This is a genomic window from Streptomyces sp. NPDC014801 (assembly GCF_043082085.1).
Classification (GTDB): Bacteria; Actinomycetota; Actinomycetes; order Streptomycetales; family Streptomycetaceae; genus Streptomyces.
The window spans coordinates 128,517-151,410 of the sequence record NZ_JBIBXG010000016.1; the positions used below are offsets into that span (position 1 = coordinate 128,517).

The window sequence follows — 22,894 nt, forward strand, 5'->3', positions numbered from 1 at the left end:
GCGCAGGACGCTGCCACGGGCCGGCGGAGCCGAGGCAGGCAGGGCCCGGTTGCGCCGGCGGCGGTAGCCTGCTCTGTGAGGCAGTCATGACGGACCAGGTGCGCATCCGGCTCCTCGGTGGTTTCAGCGTGGCGGTGGGCGACCGCCCGGTGCCGGCCGGGGCGTGGCGGTTGCGCAAGGCCCGTACGCTGCTGAAGCTGCTCTGCCTGGCGCCGGGGCACCGGCTGCACCGCGACCAGCTCTACGACCTGCTGTGGCCCGACCTCGACCGGACGGCGGCGGCCAACAACCTGCACCAGGCGCTGTACGCCCTGCGGCGAGCGCTGGGCGCGGCCGGTGCGCCCGGCGACACCGTCGTGCTCCGTGACGACCTGGTCCTGCTCGCTCCCGGCGGCGGTGTCCGGATCGATCTCGACGACTTCGAGACGGCGGCCCGGCGGGCGTACGACAGCGGGAAAGCGGCCGACTACCGCACCGCGCTCGCGCTGGGTGAGAAGGATCTGCTGCCGGAGGACCGTTACGAGGCGTGGGCGAGCGAGGCGGCCGAGGCGCTGCCGGCCCGGCGTACGACGCTGCGGCTGGGGTGGGGCGAGGCGCTGGAGCGGGAGGGTCGCGCGAGCGAGGCCGTCGAGGTGCTGCGAGCCCTGATCGGCGACGACCCGCTGCATGAGCCCGCGTACCGGGCGCTGATGCGGGTCCTGGCCGAGGCCGGACGACGCGGGGAGGCACTGGCTGTCTACGAAGGTCTGCGGAACGTGTTCCGCGAGGAGACCGGCTCCGATCCCGATCCGCAGACGCGCCGCCTGTACCGGGTGCTGCTGGCCGATTCGGTCGAGGTTCCGGAACCGCAGGCCCGGTCGCCGGGGCGTCGGCACGCGGGCTCGTCGCGGGGCCGTCTGCCGGCGCCGGCCACGCCGCTCATCGGCAGGGAGCGCGAGACGGCCGAGGTGGAGCAGATGCTCGGGCGCAGTGGTCTGTTCACGCTCACCGGGGCCGGAGGCTGCGGCAAGACGCGGCTGGCGCTGGCCGTCGCGGCACGCCGGGGTGACGACTTCCGGGACGGGGCGTACTTCGTGGACCTCGCCGGTCTGGCGGAGCCGGATCTTGTGCCGGAGGCGGTCGCGACGGCGCTGGACATCCAGCTTCCGCCGTACGGCGGCGGCCGGGACGCCCTGATCGCCCAGCTCGGCGAGCGGGAGATGCTGCTGGTCCTGGACAACTGCGAGCACCTGATCGACGCGTGCGCCGCCCTGGCCTCGCAGATCATCGCCCGGTGCCCGGGCGTCCTCGTCCTCGCGACCAGCCGGGAGGCGCTGCGCTCGTACGGGGAGCGCACCTTCCGGGTGCCGTCGCTGAGCCTGCCGGATCCGCACCGGTTGCCGCCCGTGGCAGAACTGGGCCGGTTCGCCTCTGTGCGGCTGTTCGTGGAACGGGCCGCCGACGCCGCGCCCGGCTTCCGGCTCTCCGACGGGAACGCGGCCGCCGTCGCGCAGATCTGCTTCCGGCTCGACGGGATGCCGCTGGCGCTGGAGCTGGCCGCGGCACGCGTGCGGGTGCTGGCTCCGCAGCAGATCGCCGAGCGCCTCGACGACGCGCTGGCCCTCCTCGGCCAGGGCGGCAGACGCGGGGCGACCCGCCAGGAGACCCTGCTGGCCACCCTGGAATGGAGCCACCGGCTCCTCGACGCCGACGAGCGGCGTCTGCTGCGCCGGCTGGCGGTGTTCCTGGGCAGCTTCTCCCTGGCCGCGGCCGAGGAGGTGTGCGGGGACGGCCCCCGCCCCTCCCATCGCTCGCCCTCGCCGGATCCGCCTACCTCCCCGGTGCCGGATGTCCGTACCTCCCCCGTCCCGGACCTGGGCGCCTCCCCGGTCCTGGACCTCCTCGGCCGGCTGGCCGACAAGTCCCTGGTGAGCGTCGAACCGCACCAGGACGAGGTGCGCTACCGGCTGCTCGAGACGATCCGCCAGTACGCCCTGGACCGGTTGCGTGCCGCGGGCGAGGCGGAGGTGACCGAGGCCAGGCACCGGCACGTCTACCTCGCGCTCGCCGAGGCGCAGGACCAGGAGCCGTCCACCGGCGTCTCCGGGGCGGCCTCCTCGGTGCTGGAGGCCGACTACGGCAACCTCCGTGCCGCCCTGCGTTCCCTGCTGCGGCACGAGCCGGACAAGGCGCTGCGGCTGGCCGTGGCGCTGCGGTCGTTCTGGCCCGAGCGGGGCCGTCTCGCCGAGGGCCGGCGGTGGCTGGACGCCGCGCTGGCCGCGGCGCCGGATCCCACCCCGGAACGCGCCCGGGCGCTGATGGGGCGGGCGGTGCTGGCGATCCGCCTCGGGGACGGCTCCGAGCTGGAGGACATCGCGGAGCAGATCGTCCGGATCCACGAGCGTCGGCCGCCGGACGCGGCAGCGGCGGCGTTCGCCCACTGCCAGGAGGCGGTCCTGCTGTGGATGCGGGGTGTCGGGGACCGCGCCCGCACGGCTCTCGACCGGGCGGCTTCCCTGGCTCGGGAGGCAGGCGAACCCAGGGTCCTGGCCGTCGCGGCGTACCTGGAGGGCGTCTGGGCCGTCTGCCGGGGAGAGGGTGCCGTGGCGCGTGCGGCGTGCCGTCGGTGCCTGCGCCTGCTGGACGACGTCCCCGCGCGGAGCGCACCGTTCCTCCCGGTCATGACGCCGGGATACACGCTGGAGGAGGACGGCGCGGGCACGGTGTCGCTGTTCTTCGAGGAGACGGTGCTGGCGGGCCGTACCGTCGGCGGGTCCCGGGCCCGCGGCTACGCGCTGGCCAACCTGGCCTGGGCGCTGCGCGCCGACGGCGACCCGCACGCCGCCTCCGCCGCGGTGGACGCCGCCGAGCAAAGTGTCGACTGCTTCCGCACCCTGGACGATCCCTACGGCGAGTCGCTGGCGCTGAACGTCCTCGGCAACGTCCACCGCGGCCGGGGCGATCACGCCCGCGCACGCAAGTTTCTGGACGCGGCGCTGTCGATCAGGCGGCGGCTCGGCGACCACCGGGAGGAGGGCATCACCCTGGGCTGCCTGGGCCTGCTCCAGCTGGCCGAGGGCGACCTCGACGGCGCGCAGGCGACGATCGCCCGCGTGCTGGCCGGTTTCGAGGAGACCGACGACATCCCGGGCATGGCCAACAGCCTGCTGCACCTCGCCCTCGTCGCACGGGCCGGCGGACGCGCGGACCGAGCGCGTGACCTGCTCGTACGGGCCCGGCAGCTGGAGCACGTCCCCGGGTCGCCGCCCGCCGCCGGATGGGTCGCCCTCATGCTGGCGCACGCGCTGTCGAGCGCCGGTGAGACGGAGGCGGCGAGGAGGGAGGCGGCTTCGGCCGATGCCCTCTTCACCCGGCTCGGCGATGCCCGCGGGCCGAGCGCACTGCGGCGTGCGGTGCCGGGTGCCGGCGGCGGGCCGCAAAGCGGCTGCTGAGTGAGTGCTAAGAGCCGGCTTCTAGCGTCCTGAGCGTCGGTGCACACTCACACCAAGGGAGCCGATCATGTCGATCGACACGGCAAGGGGAATCCTGGGGGACGCCACCGTCGCCGAACTTCAGGCCGGTCTGCGCGGCACGGTGGTCCGCCCCGGCGACCCGGACTACGACCAGGCCCGCGCCGTCTGGAACGGCGCGCACGACAAGCACCCGGCGCTCGTCGTGCGGTGCGCCGGGACCGCCGATGTGCTGCGCGCGGTCGAGTTCGCCCGCAGCCAGGACCTGCTGGTCGCCGTGCGCGGCGGCGCGCACAGCATCGCCGGGTTCTCGACCTGCGACGACGGCATCGTCATCGACCTGTCCGCGATGAAGGGTGCCGTGGTCCGTCCCCGGCAGCGGCGGGTGGTCGCCCAGGCCGGCATGACCTGGGGGGACCTCGACCACGAGACGCAGGCCTTCGGCCTCGCCACCACCGGGGGGCTGGTGTCCTCCACCGGGATCTCCGGATTCACCCTCGGCGGCGGCGTGGGCTGGCTGCTGCGCCGTCACGGCCTGGCCTCCGACAACCTCGTGGCGGCGGAGGTCGTCACCGCGGACGGGCGGGTGGTGCGCGCGGACGCGCAGGAGCACTCCGAGCTGTTCTGGGCCCTGCGGGGCGGCGGCGGGAACTTCGGCGTGGTGACCTCGCTCGAATACCAGCTGCACCCGGTCGGGCCGCAGGTCCTGGCCGGTCTGATCGTCTACCCCCTGGCACAGGCCCGGCAGGTGATCACCGGCTGGCGTGAGCTCCTCGCGGACGCGCCGGACGAACTGACGACGCTGATCAATCTGACCACGGCGCCACCGCTGCCGTTCCTGCCGCCGGAGGTCCACGGCACCCGTGTCGTGGTGCTGGCCGGCATGTACGCGGGCGAGCCGGCGAGTGGCGAGGCGGCCGTCACGCGGCTGCGGACGCTGGGCGCGCCCATCGCCGACCTCATGGGACCGATGCCGTACATCGGCATGCAGTCCCTGCTCGACCCGCTGTGGACGGCCGGCGCCCACAACTACTTCACGTCGGCCTTCGTCGAGCCGACCGACGCGACGCTCGACGCCGTGCTGCGACGCCACATGACGACTCCCACGCCGTTCAGTGAACTGCACATGCACCAGTTGGGCGGGGCGTTCGCCCGTGTGCCCGCGGACGCCTCGGCGTTCAGCCAGCGTGACGCGAGCGTGCTGGTCAACGTGATCGCGCGCTCCCCCGCCGCCGCGGACTTCGACGCCCACGTCGCCTGGGCCCGCCAGACCCGCGACGAGATCGCCGCCCACGGCCAGGGAGCGATGTACGTCAACTTCACCGGGGACGCGTCCGAGGACCGGGTGCGGGCGTCGTACCCCGGGGCGGTGCACGAACGGCTCGTGCGGGTCAAGGACGCCTACGACCCGACGAACCTGTTCCGCCTCAACCAGAACATCCGCCCGTCGTCGATGGCTTGACCCCGCTGCGAGGGCGACCACGACGGCTCCAGCTGCGGTGGCCGAGGGCGGCAGTAGACAAGCCGACCGCGGCCACCGCGCAGCGTAGTGACACCTGATGACCGGCAACTCGCCGTGGAGGGACCGTCAGTGCTGGCGGATAGCCTTGTCGCGAATCTCGGGTTGGAGTGCCATGAGCTGGGACGTACTTCTGCTGCCGCTGCCTGCGGACATCGTGTCGATCGACGACCTTCCCGCAGGGCATGAGCCGCCTCCCATCGGAAGCCGGTCCAGCGTCCACGAGGCACTCAGGTCAGCCGTGAGTGAGATCGACCTGACCGATCCCACTTGGGGCGAAGTGCTTGGTCCGACCTGGGTGATCGAACTCGGCATCGGCGAGGACGACCCCGTCGAGTCGGTCATGCTTCACGTCCGGGGCGGCGGGGACGACGTGCTTCCCGTGATCTTCCGCATGTCCCGAGTCCTCGGCTGCCGCCCGTTCGACTGCTCGACCGGCGAGCTGCTCGCGGACGATTCCCGGGCGGGCTGGACAGCCTTCCAGGCCTTTCGGGCAGGCAGTGCCGACCAGGGCACGACCCGGTCGGCGGGGACCGCCTGATCACCGTTGACGTGTGCCGTCTCCCAGGGCCGTCGGGCGCACCGGCGTGTGCCGGGGGACGGGTTCCACGCACTCTAGGCGGTGATTTCAGGGGCGGTTAGGGTGCGGGCATGAGCAGGCAGACGCCGACGCTGGAGGACGTCGCCCGTGCGGCGGGGGTGTCGCGAGCGACGGTTTCCCGCGTCGTCAACGGCGTGCGCAATGTCGACCCTGCACTTCGGGAGGTCGTGCACCGGGCGATCGAACTGACCGGATACGCCCCCAACCGGGCGGCCCGATCGCTGGTGATCCGGCGGGCCGAGACGGTCGCCCTGGTGATCTCGGGGGTGGGAGACGCGACGGACGACGACGCCCGGAACGACTTCGCCGCCCGGGTCTTCACCGACCCCTTCTTCGGCCGGGTGGTCGGCGGGGTCGTGGGCTTCCTGCGGCCGCGCTCGATGCATCCGGTGCTGATGTTCGCCGAGTCGGCACAGGACCGGCAGGAGGTGCTGAGCTACCTGCGGCAGGGCCGGGCCGATGGTGCGCTGGTCGTCTCCACGCATCCCGACGATCCGCTGCCCGCTCTTCTGGCCGAGGCCGAGCTGCCCGCCGTGTTGTTCGCCCGTCCGGGACGGCCGGTTCCGCTGAGCCATGTCGATCTCGATCACCGGGCCGGTGGGCGGCTCGCGGCCCGGCGTCTGCTGACCCGCGGTTGCCGCAGGCCGGCCACGATCACCGGGCCGCTGGCCGTTCCCGCGAGCCGTGAACGACTCGCTGGTTTCCGTGAGGCTCTGGCCGAGGCGGGCGTGACGGACGTGCTTCTCGCCGAAGGATGCTTCACCCTCACCAGCGGCGCCGAGGCCATGGCCGCGCTCCTGGCTCGGCACCCCGACGTCGACGGTGTCTTCGCCGCCAACGACCTCATGGCTGAGGGCGCCTGCCGGCTGCTCCGGCAGCGGGGGAAGCGGGTTCCCGAGGACGTCGCCGTGGTCGGCTTCGACGACAGCGGGGCCGCCGTGACCTGCGAGCCGCCGCTGACCTCGGTCCGGCAGCCGGTGGAGCGGATGGCCGAGGAGATGGCCCGTCTCCTGGACGAGCACATCCGTGGTGAGCGCATCGAGCCCGCGTCCGTCGTCTTCGCCCCCGAGCTCGTCACACGGAACTCGGCCTGAGGGTCCGCACGGTGTGACGTGTCGCCACGGCAGCCTGCGTCGCGCCGGCGGCTTCGACGGGACCCGGCCCCCGCCTGTTCCCAGGGAAGGGCCGGGTCCCTCCAGCGGGCGCGCCCACGCTCAGGGCAGCCGGTAGTCGCTGTTCAGAGCGGCGCCGGCCTCCGGATGGGTCTGGTCGTAGCCGCGGGCGTCGCACTGCAGGCCGCCCACGATGCAGTGGTCGACCAGGGCCTTGAGCGTGCGGTCCTCCCAGGCGTTGAAGAAGTCGTAGTGGAAGGAGTAGCCGCGGCCGCTGGCCAGGCGCACCTGGGACATGTCGCCGTTGACCGGGAACGCCATCTTGAACTCGATCATCGGCACCGCGACCGGATGGTCGGCCGGGCACATGTTGTCGTTGGTGCCGGGCTTGACCACCGGGTACGCCATGTGGCTCTTGTGGTCCGGCGTGTCGAGGTACTTCCCGTCCCAGCAACTGGGCGCCTGGAACCGGATGTTGAGCTGGACGTCGGGGCGGTTCGGGCAGGTGGCGGGGAAGTCGACGTTGAAGTAGCTGTCGCCGCACTCCCAGCCCTCGACGAAGCCGCGGTGGTGGCGGAACTCGTCGGCGCTCTGCATCGGGTTGCCCACCACGAACCGCAGACCCTTGGGGAAGGGGCGCACGCTGGTGTAGTCGGTGACGCCGGCCTTGTAGTAGATCGTCTGGGGACCTATCGGCAGGATCTTGCGGTCGCCGTTGTACAGCGACGGCATCCAGTAGCCCGAGGCGTCGGCGGGCGCCTTGCAGGTGGTGGCGCCGCCGGTGAGGGACGCGGTGGTGCTGTTGGCGTCGGTCGAGGTGTTGCCCATGAAGGTGTGGTCGTGGGACTTGCCGGGCTGGCCGGGGTAGACGATCGGGTCGTCGGGTGCGGTGTGGGTGACCGAGCAGTTGGCCTGGAACTCGTGGAAGTACCGCGAGGGCGGTGTGGCCGTGGACGGCGTGACGCCGGTGACCTGGGGGACCGCCGGGATGTAGCCGTCGCCGTCCGGGTCGTCGCCGGACGCCTGGGTGGACACCGCCATGGTGTGCCCCGTGTGAGCGGCGGACGCGGCCGCGGTGGCATCCCGGCCGGACTGCGCGGTGGTGGCCGAGGCGATGGTGCCGGCGCCGAGGACCGTGGCGACGAGTGCGGTGCCGAGGAGGAGTGCGGGAAGCCGGCGTGGACTCGATCTCATGGGATCTCCTGTCCGTGAGGAGGGGTGGGAGGGGGTGGGGGCCGCGTGGCGTTCCCGGGCGCCGCGCGGCGGGGACGGACCGGGTCCGGTGGCGCCGAGGCCGGATACGGGGATCGCCGCCACCGGACGCCGCCCGTCAGCCGTAGAGGCCGATCTCGTGCAGCGAGTAGCCCCAGCCGGTGCCGCGCGCCGTGAGCTGCAGACGGACGTAACGGGCCGTGGCCGCAAGCCCGATGGTGTCCACGTCTCCGTCACCGGTCGTGGTGGAGTACACCGAGCGCCAGGTGGCGCCGTCGTCGGAGACCTGCACCGTGTACGCCTTGCCGTACGCCGGGTCCCAGACCAGCTGCAGGGTGCGCAGCGCCTTGGCCGCGCCGAGGTCGACCTGGATCCACTGGGGGTCGCTCCAGTCGCTGGCCCAGCGGGTGTCGGTGCGGCCGTCGACGGCCAGTTCGGGGGTGCAGGGGCAGTCGCCGTAGGACGGCTGGAAGGAGGAGGCGGTGACGGGGCGGTTCAGCGCCAGGTTCGCGCCGTTCACCGGCGGGGCGACCACCCTGACCGACTTGGTCTCGATGCCGGCGTTGCCGTGCCCGTCCTCGGCCTGGACGTACACCTTCCACACGCCGAGCTTCTGCGGGGCGGTGACGGCGAAGGTACCGGTGCCGGTGGAGCGCCACTGCACGGGTACGAGCGCCTTGTCGCCGCTCGCGTAGTTGCCGCTGAGGAAGACCTTGTACGTCACCGGGTCGCCGTCGGGGTCGCGTACGTCGGCGTGCACGGTGAACTCGCCGCCCGCCGGGGCCGAGGAGGCGGGACTGACGGTCATGTTGCTGAGCACCGGGGGCGTGTTGCCGACGGCGGCCGAGCCGGTGTAGGCCCGCTTGACCGCGTAGTACGACAGCCGTTTCAGCCCGTCGGGCAGGAGGTTGAACCAGACGCCGCCGAAGTCGTGTTCGGTGCCGTAGTGGAAGAGGGTGGCGCCCAGGGCCACACCCTGGTGCGCGGTGACGCAGTTCCACGCCTTGGTGTAGCCGTCGGCCTTCTGCACGTCGGTCGGCTCGTCGGGGACGCCGTTGACGTCGTTCGGGACCTCCCACTCCCCCGCCGGGCCCGTCTCGGTGATGATGTACGGCTTGGTGTAGCCGCCGTCGATCCAGTCCTGGCGGACCTTGCAGACGTTGCTGTACGAGTTCACGGCGTACAGGTCCAGGTCGGGCGCGTTGCGCTGGTAGTAGGGCCAGGCGCCGGTCCACGCGTCGGTGGAGGTCACCGGGTGGTCGGGGTCGATGCTGTGGATCTTCTTGGCGACGTCGTTGACGAAGCTCGTGTAGGCGTTGCGCTCCGCCTCCAACTGGGCGCCGCCGTAACAGTTCTGGAGTCCGAGCACGGACTCGTTGCCGACGTTCCACATCAGCGTCGCCGGGTGACTCTTGTAGGTGTCCACCCACTTGGCGAACTCATTGAGCGCGTTGGTCTTGTACGTGGAGTCGGTGACGTAGTCGACGCAGCCACCGGCACCGGGCCCGCCGCCCGGTTGGAGCCAGAAGCCGTTGATGACGCGGATGCCGTTGGCGGCGGCGCTGTCCAGCAGCGGCTTGGTGGAGGCGTCGGTGCCCCAGGTGCGGATCGTGTTGGCGCCCATGGCCTTCACGTCCGGCAGGTAGGTCGGCCCTGCGGAGGCGGCCGGGCCCCAGGTCACGCCCTTGACGGTGTACGGCTGCCCACCCACGGTGAGCCGCCAGTCGCCCCGGGCGCCCTCGACCTTGACGGGACCGCCGGGCGGCGGTGGGGTGGTGTCGCCGGTGGAGCCGTACACCTGGAACTCCCAGAGCGAGTAGCCGTATCCGCCGGACCGGGTGATGCCCTGCATGCGCACGTAGCGGCCGGTCCCGGACACGGAGAGGTCGTCGGTTCCGCCGTCGCTGCCGGTGACCGTCTTCAGGGTGCGCCAGTCGGTGCCGTTGTCGGACGTCTGGATCGCGTAGTCCTTGCCGTAGGCGGCCTCCCAGGTCAGCACCACACGGCTGACAGCGGCCTGTTGGCCCAGGTCGACCTGGATCCACTGCTGGTCGCTCCATTGGCTGGCCCAGCGGGTGGTGGTGAGGTTTCCGTCCACCGCCGCGGCGGCCGCGTAGCCGTCGCCTTCCTGGGAGGAGGCGGTGGCGGGCCGGCCCTGGGACAGCAGGGTGTCGGCGGCGTGGGCGTTCGGGGCGAGCGCGAGGGTGGCCAGGGACGAGGCGAGGAGGGCTCCGAGGGCGAGCAGGGCTCCACCGGCGCGTCGGCCGGGTGGTGGCGCGGTGACGGACTGTCTGGGCACGGGTGCTCCTGACGGTGTGTTCGCCGGAGGAACTACGGCGGCTGCGGGGGGCGTGTGTTTCGCCGGCTCCGGTGGTCCCGGTCGCGGTGGAACCCCGTCGGGCGGCCGGCAACGGCTGCCGGGGCACGGGGAGACGGCGTGGGAGAGCGCTCTCCGAACCATGCCGCGCGGGCAGGGGGCGGTCAAGAAGCCCGTGCCATTTTTCTTCCGTCTTGATTCAAGTCCTGAACCGACCGCCTGCATCAGCCGAGGTGACGCACCGTCGGGTGCCGCGCACAGCGGGACCAAGTCCGCGAGGTCAACGGCCTTTACGTGACAGGGGCTTGTCACCCGACGGAAATCACTAGTTAACTCAAGTCTTGAACTAAGCACGCGGCGGGCCTCGCCGCAGTGTTCGCGTGCCTCGGCGCACGCGGGCACCGCCCCCGTCGCCGTCCCCGTCCACCCCCACCCCGCAGGGACCCGTATGAGACTCAGATCCCTGGGCGTCGCGCTCGCCACCACGGCTTCGCTGTGCGCCCTGCCCCTCGCCGCCTCCACCGCGGCCTCCGCCGCCGAGACGCCCCTGTCCCAAGGGAAGACGGTCACCGCGTCGTCCCAGGAGAACGGCGGCACGCCCGCCGCCTACGCGGTCGACGGCAACACGGCGACGCGCTGGTCCTCGGCCGCCACCGACGACCAGTGGCTCCAGGTCGACCTCGGCGCCACGGCCTCGGTCACCCAGGTCGTACTCAACTGGGAGGCGGCCTACGGCAAGGACTACAAGGTCCAGATCTCCCAGGACGGCGGCACCTGGACCGACCTGAAATCCGTCACCGGAGGGGACGGAGGCCTCGACACGCTGGCCGTGTCCGGCCAGGGCCGTTATGTGCGCATGCTCGGCGTGCACCGCGCGACCCCGTACGGCTACTCCCTGTGGGAGTTCCAGGTGTTCGGCTCCCCGAACGGCACGCAGCCGGGTTGCGGCACGGCCAACGCGGCCCAGGGCAAGCCTGCTTCGGCGTCCTCCACCGAGAATGCCGGGACCCCCGCCTCGGCCGCCTTCGACGGCAGCACCTCCACCCGCTGGTCCAGCCAGCCGGCCGACCCGCAGTGGCTCCAGGTCGATCTCGGCTCGGTGCAGGACCTGTGCAAGGTGGACCTGAACTGGGAAGCCGCCTACGGCAAGGACTTCCAGATCCAGGCCTCCGCCGACGGACAGAGCTGGAACACGCTCAAGAGTGTCACCGGCGCGAGCGGCGGCACGGCGTCCTACGACGTCAGCGGCTCCGGCCGGTACGTACGGATCCTCGGCACCGCACGCGGCACCGGCTACGGATACTCCCTGTGGGAGGTCGCGGTGCACACCGGCACCACCGGCGTCCCGCCCGTCCAGGGCGGCGGCGACCTCGGCCCGAACGTCATCGTCGTCGATCCCTCGACGCCCGACCTGCAGCAGAAGTTCGACGACGTCTTCGCCAAGCAGGAGTCGAACCAGTTCGGCACCGGCCGCTACCAGTTCCTGCTCAAGCCGGGCACCTACAACGGCATCAACGCCCAGATCGGCTTCTACACCTCCATCTCCGGCCTCGGCCTCAACCCCGACGACACGCAGATCAACGGTGACGTGACCGTCGACGCCGGCTGGTTCAACGGCAACGCCACCCAGAACTTCTGGCGCTCGGCGGAGAACCTCGCCATCACACCGTCCAACGGCACCGACCGCTGGGCCGTGGCGCAGGCCGCCCCGTTCCGCCGCATCCACGTCAAGGGCGGTCTCAACCTGGCGCCGAACGGCTACGGCTGGGCCTCCGGCGGTTACATCGCCGACTCGAAGATCGACGGCACGGTCGGCCCGTACTCCCAGCAGCAGTGGTACACCCGGGACAGCTCGGTCGGCGGCTGGACCAACGGCGTGTGGAACATGACCTTCACCGGCGTCCAGGGCGCCCCGGCCACCAACTTCGACAGCGGCCCGTACACCACCCTGGACACCACGCCGGTCTCGCGCGAGAAGCCCTTCCTCTACCTGGACGGCTCCGCCTACAAGGTGTTCGTCCCGGCCAAGCGCACCAACGCCCGCGGGGTCTCCTGGCCGGCGAACGCGGGGACCTCGCTCCCGCTGGACCAGTTCTACGTCGTCAAGCCGGGCGCGACCGCGGCGACCATCAACGCGGCCCTCGCGCAAGGCCTCAACCTCCTGTTCACCCCCGGCGTCTACCACCTCGACCAGACCATCGACGTCACCCGCGCGAACACCGTCGTCCTCGGTCTCGGGCTCGCCACCCTCGTCCCGGACAACGGCATCGACGCCCTGCACGTGGCCGACGTCGACGGCGTGAAGCTCGCTGGGTTCCTCATCGACGCGGGCCCGGTCAACTCCGACACGCTGCTGCGCATCGGCACCCCCGGCTCCACCGCCGACCACTCCGCCAACCCGACCACCATGCAGGACGTGTTCATCCGCATCGGCGGCGCCGGCCCCGGCCTCGCCACCAACTCCGTGGTGGTCAACAGCAACAACACCGTGATCGACCACACCTGGATCTGGCGGGCCGACCACGGCAGCGGCGTCGGCTGGGACACCAACCGTGCCGACTACGGCCTGCGCGTCAACGGCAACGACGTCCTCGCCACCGGGCTCTTCGTCGAGCACTTCAACAAGTACGACGTCTACTGGAGCGGAGAGCGCGGCCGCACGATCTTCTTCCAGAACGAGAAGGCCTACGACGCCCCGAACGCCGCCGCCATCACCCACGACGGCATCGTCGGCTACGCGGCCTACAAGGTCGCCGACACCGTCAACACCCACGAGGCATGGGGCCTCGGCAGCTACTGCAACTACACGGCCGACCCCTCGATCGTGCAGGCCCACGGCTTCCAGGTGCCGGTCAAAAGCGGGATCAAGCTGCACGACCTGCTGGTGATCTCCCTCGGCGGCATGGGCCAGTACGCCCACGTCGTCAACGACACCGGCGCGCCCACCTCGGGCACGAACACCGTCCCGTCCAAGGTGGTCCAGTTCCCGTGACCGGTCGCCGTCCTTGACCCCGTCCCACGGCGAGCCGCGACGAGCGGCTCGCCGTTCCTTTACCGCCGGACGCGTCGCCGGGAGGTCCACTTCGGCCCGGGGCCGGCAGGGGGAGGCAAGGTGTTGTCTCCCCCTCCGGGCTTCGCCCCGTTCCGTGGGCCTCCCGCTCGGGCGGTGGTCCGTGATCGACTGATCCCATGACTCAGCTGAGCCGCATATACGTGGACGAGTGCCGGAACGGGAACCAGGGGCTGCGGGACGTGGTCGCGCGGGCCGTGCTGCCGCCCGTGTACGGCGGCGCCTGGGGCAGGCATCTGCTGCACCAGCCGTGGTTCGTGGAGGCGGAGGAAACCGCCGCGTTCGCGCGCGACTTGGAGAGCCTGTTCGCGCTCCTCGTCTCGCTGCCGGTCCGCCTGTTCGACGGGGACCTGAAGCGGTACACGGCCGCCCTCGGGCTCCCGCCCCGGCACGCGGCCCTGCTGCGCCGCTCGGCGGACGGACGCCCGGCGCAGCTGGCCCGCGCCGACGCGTACCACGACGGACGGGGCTACCGGCTCCTGGAGTTCAACATCGGCAGCGAGATCGGCGGCCTGGACATGGCCGTGTGCAATGCCGCGCTGCTCGGCGTCCCGGAGTTCTCCGCCTTCGCCGCCGCGCACGGCCTGGAGTATGTCGACACGGCCGCGCGGCTCGCGGAGGATCTGCGTGAGCGGGCCAGGCCGGTGCTGTCGGGCGGTGCGGGTGAGCCGGTGATCGGCTTGATCGAGGGGCACGGGGGCGTCGCCGCGTACGGGCCGCTGATGCGGTCGATGCGGGAGGCGATGGCGATGCAGGGCCTCGACCTGCGGATCGGCGAGGTGGGCGAACTGCGCACCCGTTCCGACGGAAAGCTGACCCTGCACGGCGCGCCCCTCGACCTGGTGCTGCGCAACTTCGGCGCGAGCCAGCTGCTCGACGACCCGGCGGGCCCGGAGGTCGCCGAGCAGTTGTTCCGCGCGCACGACGCGGGGCGGACGGTGCTGTTCACCACGCTGGAGAGCGGCTTGTACGCGCACAAGAACGCCCTCGCCATGTTGTCCGACCCGCGCTCGGCGCACGTGTTCACCGACGCGGAGCGCCAGTTGGTGGAACGGGTGCTGCCGTGGAGCCGCACGCTGGGCCCGGCGACCCCGGCGGCTCTCCTGACGGAGTGCCAGGAGCGCCGCGAGGAGCTGATCCTCAAACCGGGCGCGGGCCACGGAGGCCTGGACACCATCGCCGGCTGGGAGTGCTCCGACGCCGCCTGGCGGGAGGCACTGAAGACGGCCGCCGAGCGCGGTTACCTGGTGCAGGAGCGGGTGACCCCGCGCACCGAGCCGGTCCTCGATCCGGCGACCGGCAAGGTCGAGGAGTGCATCGCGGCCCTGGGCGTCTTCCTCACCTCGCGCGGCTTCGCGGGGGCACACGCCCGCGTGAACCGGGCGGACGGCGGCGCGATCGTGGGCTTGAGCAGCAACCCGGACACCCGGATCGCGTGCGTGTTCACCCACAAGTGAGGGCCAGCGCGCCGCCGACGTCGACCCCGCCTGCACGGTTGTCAGCTGCGCAGCGCTGCCAGGGCACCGGTGACGGCGGCGGGCGGCGGCTCTTCACCAGGTCTGTCCTTAAGGTGAGCCCATGACGTCGTCCCCCTGGTCCTGCGCAGCCATGTCGCCCACTGGGCCGCTTCCGCCGGTCGGCGGTGCCGACCAAGTCGGCGCCAGCCCCGTCCGCGTATGGGTGCGCAAGGCGAGACCTGTCGGCATCGCCGCGACGGCCGTTCTGGGCGGGCTTCTCGCGGGCTGCGCGGCGGACGAGTCCCACGACTATCGGAGCGATTACGCCAACCACCAGCCTCTGCACGTCGTCGGCTACCCCTCCGCGGGAAGTCTGGAGACCGTGCAGAAGGCCGTGTGGCGGCTCGCGGACGGGGACGCCGAAGGGCTGGCCGCGCTGGGCGTCGACGGCAAGGACGCCGACGTCACGGCCCGCAACTGGGTCAAGTCGTTCGGCACGGCGGCCAAGGGCGAGGTGACGGCCGACTTCTACGACGAGGGCTCCGTACGGCAGGTCGTCGTGCTGTACTTCGACAGGACCGGGCAGATCAAGGAGATCGAGGCCCGTATCGGCGAGGACGACGTCTGGGGGCTGACGCTCGCCGAGCCCGACCCCGCCGACGCCTCGGCCAGGCCGCCATGGGCGCCGGCGAAGCCGGGCGCCACCGGTTCCCGAACACCGGGCGCCATCGGCTCCCGCACACCGGGCGCCCAACCGGGCACCTGACACCCTCAGACGTCGGCCGGCGGCGTGTCGTCGAGCGGGGGATCAAGGTGCGCCATACGACCCTTCCACCCGGGCCACGGCGTACTGCGCCGGGCCTCGGCGTAGTCGGCCTGTCCGGGGCCCGGGCCGACGAATTGGGCTTCGTCACAGCAGGCCGCGGCGGCTCAGCCGGTCGCGCAGTCGGTCCCACGGCCCCCAGACGGACGAGGTGAGCCGGGTCAGGGCCGGTGAGTCGGGTGCCTCGGGCCGCGGCCGGGTGGGCGCGACCGCCTCGGCCTCGCGCGCCTCGCTGCCCGCGTCCCGCAGCTCGGCCGCCGGGCTCAAGGCCTGCAGCCGCGGGAACACCCGCTGCTCCTGCTCCACGACGTGCCGGGTGACGTCCGCCATCAGCGTCAGCAGCAGCTCCGTATGGCGTTCACCGGACGGCGGCACCTGTTCGAGGGACTTCAGCGTCTCCTCGATGCTGCGGTCGACGGCGAGCAGATTCCCTTCCCACTCCTCGCCGTCCAGCACGTGGCGGCGCAGCAGCGGATGCAGATACTCCTTCTCGACCACCAGATGGCGCACCAGGCGCTTGCCGGCCTCCTCGACGAGCGAGGTGCGCTCCTCGCTCCCGGGCGGCGCGGACCGTGTCCGGTCCAGCAGGCCCTGGATCCGGTGGTGGTCCCTCGCGAGCTCGCCGATGATGCCGCTGTCGCTGACCACTCAAGGCTCCTCGAAGGCGTCCGTGCGTTCCGGCGGCCGGCTGGTGCCCGGGCAGCGGCCGCACTCGCGCCGAGGACAGCCGGCGCCCGGCACTGGTTCCCGGCAGCCGGCCGTTTCATTCCCCCTGGTGGCCCGTGCCCGCCGGACGCCCCCGGTTGAGAAACGCGGGGGTGGGGTATTCGTGCGCCCGCCGTGCGAGCTCGGATTGAGCTACGACCCGCGGGCCGTGCGGCGCGGACGAAGGCCCGACCGAGGAGCGTGGTGCGGCGTGCTGCTACGGCGACGCAGGCAGAGGGTGAAGGCAAGGGAACGGCAGGTGGCCTTCCGGGCGTACGTCGCGGTCGACCGGCGCTCGCCGGTCTCGGAGCTCGCCGCCCAGTTGCTGCGCAAGGCGTTCCCGGACCACTGGTCGTTCCTCCTCGGGGAGATCGCGCTCTACAGCTTCCTCGTCCTGGTGCTCACCGGGTCGTTTCTGACCCTGTACTTCGACCCGAGTCTCGCCGAGGCCCCCTACACGGGTTCCTACGAGCCGTTGCAGGGCCTGCTGGTGTCGAAGGCGTACGACACGACGCTGCAGCTCAGCTTCGACGTGCGCGGCGGTCTGCTGATCCGCCAGATGCACCACTGGGCGGCGCTCATCTTCGTGGTGGCCATCGGCGTCCACATGCTCAGGGTGTTCTTCACGGGCGCCTTCCGCAGGCCCCGGGAACTGAACTGGGTGATCGGGGTGACCCTGTTCCTGCTGGCGCTGCTGGAGGGCTTCTGCGGCTACTCCCTGCCGGACGACCTGCTGTCCGGGACGGGCATGCGCACCGCCAACTCGATCGTGCTGTCGATCCCCGTCGTCGGCACCTATCTGAGCTTCCTGTTCTGGGGCGGTTCCTTCCCCGGTACGGCGATCGTGCGCCGGTTGTACATCCTGCACGTGCTGTTCGTCCCGGGCGTGCTGATCGCCCTGATCACCGTGCACCTGATCTTGGTGGTCTACCTCAAGCACACCCAGTGGGCGGGCCTTGGGAAGACCAACCGCAACGTCGTCGGCCAGCCGATGTTCCCCACGTTCGTCGCCAAGTCGACGGGACTGGCGCTGATGGTCTCCGGCGTCACCGCGGTGCTCGGGGCGGTCGCGCAGATCAACCCGGTCTGGCTCTTCGGCCCCTACCGGCCCGACCAGGTCTCCACCGACGCCCAGCCGGACTGGTACGTGGGGTTCCTGGAGGGAGCGCTGCGGCTGATGCCCGGCGTCGAGTGGAACGTCGCCGGGCACACCTTCATGTGGAACGTCTTCCTGCCCGCCGTGGTCCTGCCGGCCCTGGTGTTCACGATCCTGTACGCGTATCCCTTCTTCGAGCGCTGGGTCACCGGGGACATGGTGGAACACCACCTGTGCGACCGTCCCCGCGACAAGCCGACGCGCACGGGGCTCGGGGTGGCCGCGGTCGCCGCCTATGCGGTGCTGCTCATGGCGGGGGGCAACGACGTCATGACCGTATGGTTCAACGTCTCCGTCAACACGCTGACCTGGATCTTCCGCGTCTCGTTGTTCGTCCTGCCGGTGGTGTCCCATCTGGTGACCAAGCGGGTGTGTCTCGCCCTGCAGCGCCACGGACGCCAGCTGCTGACGGAGGGTGAGGAGACCGGGGAGGTGTTCCAGGACCTCGCGGGCGGCATGAGCGAGTCCCACCGGCCCGTCGACCGGGAGCAGCGATACAAGGCGCTGGTGCGCGACGTCCCGCGGCCGCTCGAGCACCCGGGTGCCGGGGCGCCGCTGCGCAGCCGGATGCAGGCCGCGCTCAGCTCCTGGTACTACCGCGATCGCGTGGACATGCCGGCGACGGCGGAGGAGCGCCTGCAGGCCACCGGCCGGACCGCCGACCCGGTGTCGGGCGGCATCGGCCACGACGAGGAGTCCGACTGACGCCGACGGGAGCCCGAGACGGTCGGCCAAGGGATGCGTGAGGCCCGTCCGGCGGGGCGGGCCTCGGTCGTCGGTGGCTCTCTCGGCACGCGGCGGGGCTCGGCCCTCAGCCGCTCTCCCGGCCGTTGTACTGGAAGACCATGCCGAACACGCCGAGCCCGAGAATGCCCAGGCCCATGAGGATCAGCCATACGCCGTAGACGAGGCCGTTGGCGACGACGGTGGCGCCGACGGCGGTCACCACGGGGTGCCGGCTGTGCGGCGGGAAGAAGTCCACGCGCCCGCTGCGCTCCTGGATGTGCGCCTTCGGGCGGTCCTCGGGGCGCATGCCCTTGCGGCGGTAGTTGATGAAGGAGAAGAAGGCGATCACCGACGCCATCAGGAAGGACACGGTGAGCGCCGCGATGCCGGCGGGCTCACGCGCGGCCCAGGCGTAGGCGATGTCGGTGACCAGGAAGAAGCCGGCCACACCGGCGAAGAGATAGGCCTCGTGCTTCATTCGCTCTGCGTCCCTAGCGTGTCGGGGGTCGGTTCGACGGTTCCGTGGGCCTGCGGGGCCAGTTCCTTGCGGAGCTCCGGGTGGTGCAGGTCGAAGGCGGGTGAGTCGGAACGGACCCGGGGCAGTGCCGTGAAGTTGTGCCGGGGCGGCGGGCAGGAGGTGGCCCACTCCAGGGAGCGGCCGTACCCCCACGGGTCGTCCACCTCGACTTTCGGCGCGTACCGGGCGGTCTTCCAGATGTTGTAGAGGAACGGCAGCGTGGACAGCCCCAGCAGGAAGGCACCGATCGAGGACACCGTGTTCAGGGCGGTGAACCCGTCGGCCGGCAGGTAGTCCGCGTAACGGCGCGGCATCCCGCTCTCCCCCAGCCAGTGCTGGACGAGGAACGTGGTCTGGAAGCCGACGAACAGGGTCCAGAAGTGGATCTTTCCGAGGCGTTCGTCGAGCAGGCGGCCGGTCAGTTTGGGCCACCAGAAGTAGAAGCCGCCGAACATGGCGAAGACGACCGTCCCGAAGAGCACGTAGTGCAGGTGGGCGACGATGAAGTAGCTGTCGGTCAGATGGAAGTCCAGCGCGGGGGACGCGATCAGGACACCGCTGAGCCCGCCCAGCAGGAAGGTGACCATGAATCCGAGCGACCACAGCATGGGGGTCTCGAAGGAGAGGCTGCCGTGCCACATGGTGCCGATCCAGTTGAAGAACTTCACGCCCGTGGGCACCGCGATCAGGAAGGACATGAGGGAGAAGAACGGCAGCAGCACCGCGCCTGTGGCGAACATGTGGTGGGCCCACACGGTGGCGGACAGCATGGTGATCGCGATGGTGGCGCCGACCATGCCCACGTAGCCGAAGACCGGTTTGCGGCTGAAGACCGGGATGATCTCGGTGACGACACCGAAGAACGGCAGCGCGACGATGTAGACCTCGGGATGGCCGAACCACCAGAACAGGTGCTGCCACAGCAGTGCCCCGCCGGTGGCCGAGTCGAAGATGTGCGCGCCGTAACGGCGGTCGGCGACCAGGGCCAGCAGGGCAGCCGTCAGGACGGGGAAAGCCAGCAGCACCAGGATGGACGTGAACAGCACGTTCCAGGTGAAGATCGGCATCCGGAACATCGTCATGCCCGGGCAGCGCAGGCAGACGATCGTCGCGATGAAGTTGACGGCCCCGAGCGTCGTGCTGACCCCGGACAGGACCAGCCCCATGGCCCACAGGTCACCGCCCTGGCCCGGGCTGTGCACCGAGTCGTTCAGGGGGGAGTAGGCGAACCAGCCGAAGGGCGCGGGTCCCGAGCTCACCAGGAAGCCGGACAGGACGGTGAGTCCGCCGAAGAGGAACAGCCAGTAGGTCAGCGCGTTGAGCCGGGGGAAGGCGACGTCGGGGGCGCCGATCTGCAACGGCATGACGGCGTTGGCGAAGCCGGTGAAGGTGGGTGTCGCGAACAGCAGCATCATGATCGTGCCGTGGATGGTGAACAGTTCGTTGTACTGCTGCTCGCTGACGATCTGCAGACCCGGCCGGGCGAGTTCGGCACGCATCAGCATCGCCATCAGGCCGGCGACGAGGAAGAAACCGAAGGACGTGACCAGGTAGAGGTTGCCGATCTTCTTGTGGTCGGTCGTGGTCAGGTAGTCCCGGATCCTCTCCCCCACGCTCACCCGCGGCCGGCCATGGACGGCGCCCTCCTCGCCCTCCTCCTGCCCCACGGTCGGATGCGACTTCGACATGAGCGCCCTCCAGGTGCGCCGACGCGTCGGCCTCGGTGACGAACGCACAACGGGATAGCCCCCATGACCTCGGCGTAAACATCGGCGTAGCGCACACCTGCGGGAGCGGTGCGCCATCGGGCGCATCCGTACGACGGCGAAATGTGGCGAGGGGGTGAAGTTTGCATAGGCTAAACGAATGGGGGACCCATGCTCTGACGCCCCAGGAAGCTGGCCCTTGCAGAGGTCCGCATGACCCCGCTCGACAAGCTCTGGAACAGGCGTCCGGTGCCCGCGCTCTGCGATGGGATGGGAGGGCGGGATCACGGGATCGAGACCGCCGCCGAGCGCGTCGCGCTGATCGACGCGTTGAAGCAGTTCCCCGAGCGGGAGCGCCGGATCGTGGTGCTGCGCTTCTTCCACGACCAGACCCAGCAGCTGATCGCCGCGTCGGTCGGCGTCTCGCAGATGCATGTGTCCCGGCTGCTTTCGCGGTGTCTGGCGGAGCGCAGTTCGAGGCCCGGCCGTGGTCACGGCCGGGCCTCGAGGAAGGGGTGCGTTCGTCAGGTCACCATCGGTACCAGCGGCCACGGCCGCCGCCGGCGTTGGTGGAGCGCATGACGAAGCCGAGCAGCCACACCGCGAGGACGATCAGGGCCACCCACCAGAGAATCTTCACGGCGAAGCCGGCGCCGAAAAGGATGAGCGCAAGAAGCAGGACAAGCAAAAGCGGAACCATAGTTATCAACCTCCTGACCTCCGTCTGCCCTGCAATGCGACATGCATTCGTCGGCAGTTCCTTTGTTTGCCAGGCCACGCCGGAAAACAAAGAAGTCATCAATGCGGGCCGTCAGGGTATGCGGTAGAGGCATCCGATCAATTCGCACGAAAGTGGTGCCCCACAATGGCCGAGACCCAGGACGTCGTCGAGCTCATCCTCCAGGACCACCGGCGCATGGAGGAGCTGTTCCACCAGATGCGCAGCGTCGAAGCCGACCGGGCGGCCGCGCTCCAGGAGTTCGCGGACCTGCTGATCGCCCACGCGCTGGCCGAGGAGGCCAAGGTCTATCCGGCCCTCAAGAGGTACAAGAACATCGACGACGAAGAGGTCGAGCACGGCGAGGACGAGCACGACGAGGGCAACCAGGCTCTGCTGGACCTCCTGGAGGTCGAGGAGGTCGGCTCCGAGGAGTGGGACTCCAAGCTGGAGGAGCTGGTGAAGGCCGTCACCCACCACGCCGACGAGGAGGAGCGCACCATTCTCAACGGCGCGCGCGAGAACGTGGCCATGGAGCGGCGCGAGGAACTGGGAGCGGCATTCCTTGCGGAGCGCGAGCGTCAGCTGAAGGCCGGCTGCGGCTCACTCGACAACGTCCGGCGCATCGTGAATTCCTGAGCAGGCCGAGCGCAGGGGCCGGGCCCGACGTCACGGGCCCGGCCCCTGCGTCTGCACCTGCGGCGGAGGCCGACGGGACGTAGGGTGACGGTGACCGCGTCGCGGGACGTCTTCGGATCAGGGAAACAGCGGATGGCACACGACCCGCAGCCGTCGCCCTCGGTGGATCGCAGGGCGGTACTGCTGGCCGCGGGTGGACTGGCGGCCGGCGTCGTGGGATGCTCCGGTGCTCGTACTCGCGGCACGCCCTCGGCTGTCTCCAGCACACGGACGCCGGGATCGCCGCCGGTGCCGGCGATCGGTGCCTCGCCCGGAAGCCCCCGCCCCCTCCCCCGCACGACGGCCTGGCGGCCCAGCCAGGGGGACGTGGAGCCCCAGGTCAAGCTGCGTGCCGTACAACTCGTCGAGGCTCTCGGCAGCTGGCGCCCCGGGCAGCAGGGCATCAGCGCGGCACGGCGCCGGGTGTCGGCCCTCGGACTGCCGCCGGACCTCGCCGGCCAGGCGGGGCCGCTGCTGGCTCCTGCCGACGAGGCCACGGTGCAGGTGGTGGACGCGCAGTACGGCGGCATCCTGGCGGACACCGCGAGCGTTCTGGTCGTCTGCCGGCAGTGGACACGCCGGGAAGGCGTCGTCACGGCGGGCGGTACCACGGTGGACGTACGGCTCAGCCGCGCACGGCCGCGGTGGACGGTCACCGCCCTACACCCCGCCCGCCCGGGCGCCGCGACGTCCTCCCTGCCCGTAGCCGCGCGAAGAGTGCTGGACGACGCCCGCATTCAGCTCCCGCCTGCCGCGCGGGCCGACGTGCGCAGTGGGCACATCCACGTCGGTGTCCTCGAGGCGATGCTGCACCTGGCGGAGAAGTACCGGATGTATGTGAGCGTGATCCGTTCCGGCCATCCGCTGGACGTCTTCGGCACCTCCCGCCCCAGCGACCACCCCAAAGGCCGGGCCTTCGACGTCTGGCAGATCGACGGCCGCGCCGTGGTCGACCCCTCCACGCCCCGCAGCCTGCTCGCCTCCTTCATGCGGGACGCGGCGGCCGGAGGCTCCTACAACGTCGGCGGCCCCGTCCAGCTGAGCGGCGGAGCCCTGGGTCAGTACTTCACGGACGCCACCCATCACGACCACATCCACCTCGGGTACCGCATCTGAGCCGTCGACCAC

The 22,894-nt window shown here is 71.1% G+C and carries 17 protein-coding genes; 11 read left to right on the top strand and 6 right to left on the bottom strand.

Translation table 11 applies throughout. The annotated features are described in order from the left end of the window. Positions 1 to 86 precede the first annotated feature (86 nt). The 4 genes from ACF1AL_RS34275 (at position 87) to ACF1AL_RS34290 (ending at position 6,663) form a co-directional block, all read left to right on the top strand. Positions 87 to 3,431 (top strand): BTAD domain-containing putative transcriptional regulator, encoded by a 3,345-nt coding sequence (locus ACF1AL_RS34275; protein WP_391777838.1) that lies wholly within the window; start codon positions 87 to 89, stop codon positions 3,429 to 3,431. A gap of 67 nt (positions 3,432 to 3,498) precedes the next feature. Next, complete coding sequence (locus tag ACF1AL_RS34280; RefSeq protein ID WP_391777837.1) at positions 3,499 to 4,911, top strand: FAD-binding oxidoreductase; 1,413 nt, start codon at positions 3,499 to 3,501, stop codon at positions 4,909 to 4,911. Between the two features lie 172 nt (positions 4,912 to 5,083). Continuing rightward, entirely contained in the window at positions 5,084 to 5,509 is a 426-nt protein-coding gene (locus ACF1AL_RS34285; protein WP_391698949.1) for a hypothetical protein, read from the top strand. Positions 5,510 to 5,619: 110 nt separating this feature from the next. Next, positions 5,620 to 6,663, top strand: a complete 1,044-nt coding sequence (locus ACF1AL_RS34290; RefSeq protein WP_391777836.1) for a LacI family DNA-binding transcriptional regulator — start codon at positions 5,620 to 5,622, stop codon at positions 6,661 to 6,663. A gap of 120 nt (positions 6,664 to 6,783) precedes the next feature. Here ACF1AL_RS34290 and ACF1AL_RS34295 read toward each other — a convergent pair whose 3' ends face one another. Beyond that, complete coding sequence (locus ACF1AL_RS34295) at positions 6,784 to 7,875, bottom strand: DUF1996 domain-containing protein (protein ID WP_386583951.1); 1,092 nt, start codon at positions 7,873 to 7,875, stop codon at positions 6,784 to 6,786. Positions 7,876 to 8,011: 136 nt separating this feature from the next. Then, positions 8,012 to 10,192 carry a discoidin domain-containing protein gene (locus ACF1AL_RS34300; protein ID WP_391777835.1) on the bottom strand — a complete coding sequence of 727 codons (2,181 nt, stop codon included), beginning with the start codon at positions 10,190 to 10,192 and terminating at the stop codon, positions 8,012 to 8,014. Positions 10,193 to 10,658: 466 nt separating this feature from the next. Between ACF1AL_RS34300 and ACF1AL_RS34305 the strand changes: the two genes are divergently transcribed. The 3 genes from ACF1AL_RS34305 (at position 10,659) to ACF1AL_RS34315 (ending at position 15,503) form a co-directional block, all read left to right on the top strand. After that, entirely contained in the window at positions 10,659 to 13,202 is a 2,544-nt protein-coding gene (locus ACF1AL_RS34305) for a discoidin domain-containing protein (protein ID WP_391777834.1), read from the top strand. 197 nt (positions 13,203 to 13,399) lie between these two features. Continuing rightward, a complete protein-coding gene (locus ACF1AL_RS34310; protein WP_391777833.1) occupies positions 13,400 to 14,737 on the top strand; it encodes a hypothetical protein in 1,338 nt (445 codons plus the stop codon). 121 nt (positions 14,738 to 14,858) lie between these two features. Next, positions 14,859 to 15,503, top strand: coding sequence for a hypothetical protein (locus ACF1AL_RS34315; protein ID WP_391777832.1), 645 nt, complete (start codon positions 14,859 to 14,861; stop codon positions 15,501 to 15,503). A 144-nt stretch (positions 15,504 to 15,647) separates the two neighbouring features. Here ACF1AL_RS34315 and ACF1AL_RS34320 read toward each other — a convergent pair whose 3' ends face one another. After that, positions 15,648 to 16,208, bottom strand: coding sequence for a hemerythrin domain-containing protein (locus tag ACF1AL_RS34320; RefSeq protein WP_391698933.1), 561 nt, complete (start codon positions 16,206 to 16,208; stop codon positions 15,648 to 15,650). A gap of 268 nt (positions 16,209 to 16,476) precedes the next feature. Between ACF1AL_RS34320 and ACF1AL_RS34325 the strand changes: the two genes are divergently transcribed. Continuing rightward, positions 16,477 to 18,126: a cytochrome bc complex cytochrome b subunit gene (locus ACF1AL_RS34325; protein ID WP_391828545.1), complete on the top strand. Its 1,650-nt coding sequence runs from the start codon at positions 16,477 to 16,479 to the stop codon at positions 18,124 to 18,126. Positions 18,127 to 18,232: 106 nt separating this feature from the next. On the opposite strand, the gene ACF1AL_RS34330 is transcribed toward ACF1AL_RS34325, so the two are convergent. Together ACF1AL_RS34330 and ctaD are read right to left on the bottom strand one after the other, a co-directional pair. Next, positions 18,233 to 18,625 (bottom strand): cytochrome c oxidase subunit 4, encoded by a 393-nt coding sequence (locus ACF1AL_RS34330; protein WP_366839572.1) that lies wholly within the window; start codon positions 18,623 to 18,625, stop codon positions 18,233 to 18,235. Further along, positions 18,622 to 20,352 carry a cytochrome c oxidase subunit I gene (gene ctaD / locus ACF1AL_RS34335; protein ID WP_391661162.1) on the bottom strand — a complete coding sequence of 577 codons (1,731 nt, stop codon included), beginning with the start codon at positions 20,350 to 20,352 and terminating at the stop codon, positions 18,622 to 18,624. Before ctaD ends, ACF1AL_RS34330 begins: the two co-directional genes overlap by 4 nt. A 231-nt stretch (positions 20,353 to 20,583) precedes the next feature. Here ctaD and ACF1AL_RS34340 point away from each other — a divergent pair, with 231 nt between their 5' ends. Beyond that, positions 20,584 to 20,952 (top strand): sigma-70 family RNA polymerase sigma factor, encoded by a 369-nt coding sequence (locus ACF1AL_RS34340; RefSeq protein WP_391698929.1) that lies wholly within the window; start codon positions 20,584 to 20,586, stop codon positions 20,950 to 20,952. Here the strand turns inward: ACF1AL_RS34340 and ACF1AL_RS34345 are convergent. Then, positions 20,900 to 21,070: a hydrophobic protein gene (locus ACF1AL_RS34345; RefSeq protein WP_366839594.1), complete on the bottom strand. Its 171-nt coding sequence runs from the start codon at positions 21,068 to 21,070 to the stop codon at positions 20,900 to 20,902. The two genes, ACF1AL_RS34340 and ACF1AL_RS34345, sit on opposite strands and share 53 nt — an antisense overlap. A 165-nt stretch (positions 21,071 to 21,235) precedes the next feature. On the opposite strand from ACF1AL_RS34345, the gene ACF1AL_RS34350 reads away from it, so the two are divergent. Both ACF1AL_RS34350 and ACF1AL_RS34355 read left to right on the top strand, forming a co-directional pair. Continuing rightward, the gene (locus tag ACF1AL_RS34350) at positions 21,236 to 21,727 is read left to right on the top strand and encodes a hemerythrin domain-containing protein (RefSeq protein WP_366839574.1); all 492 of its coding nucleotides are present in this window, start codon (positions 21,236 to 21,238) and stop codon (positions 21,725 to 21,727) included. Positions 21,728 to 22,093: 366 nt separating this feature from the next. Next, entirely contained in the window at positions 22,094 to 22,882 is a 789-nt protein-coding gene (locus ACF1AL_RS34355; protein WP_391698926.1) for a hypothetical protein, read from the top strand. The last annotated feature ends 12 nt before the right edge of the window (positions 22,883 to 22,894 follow it).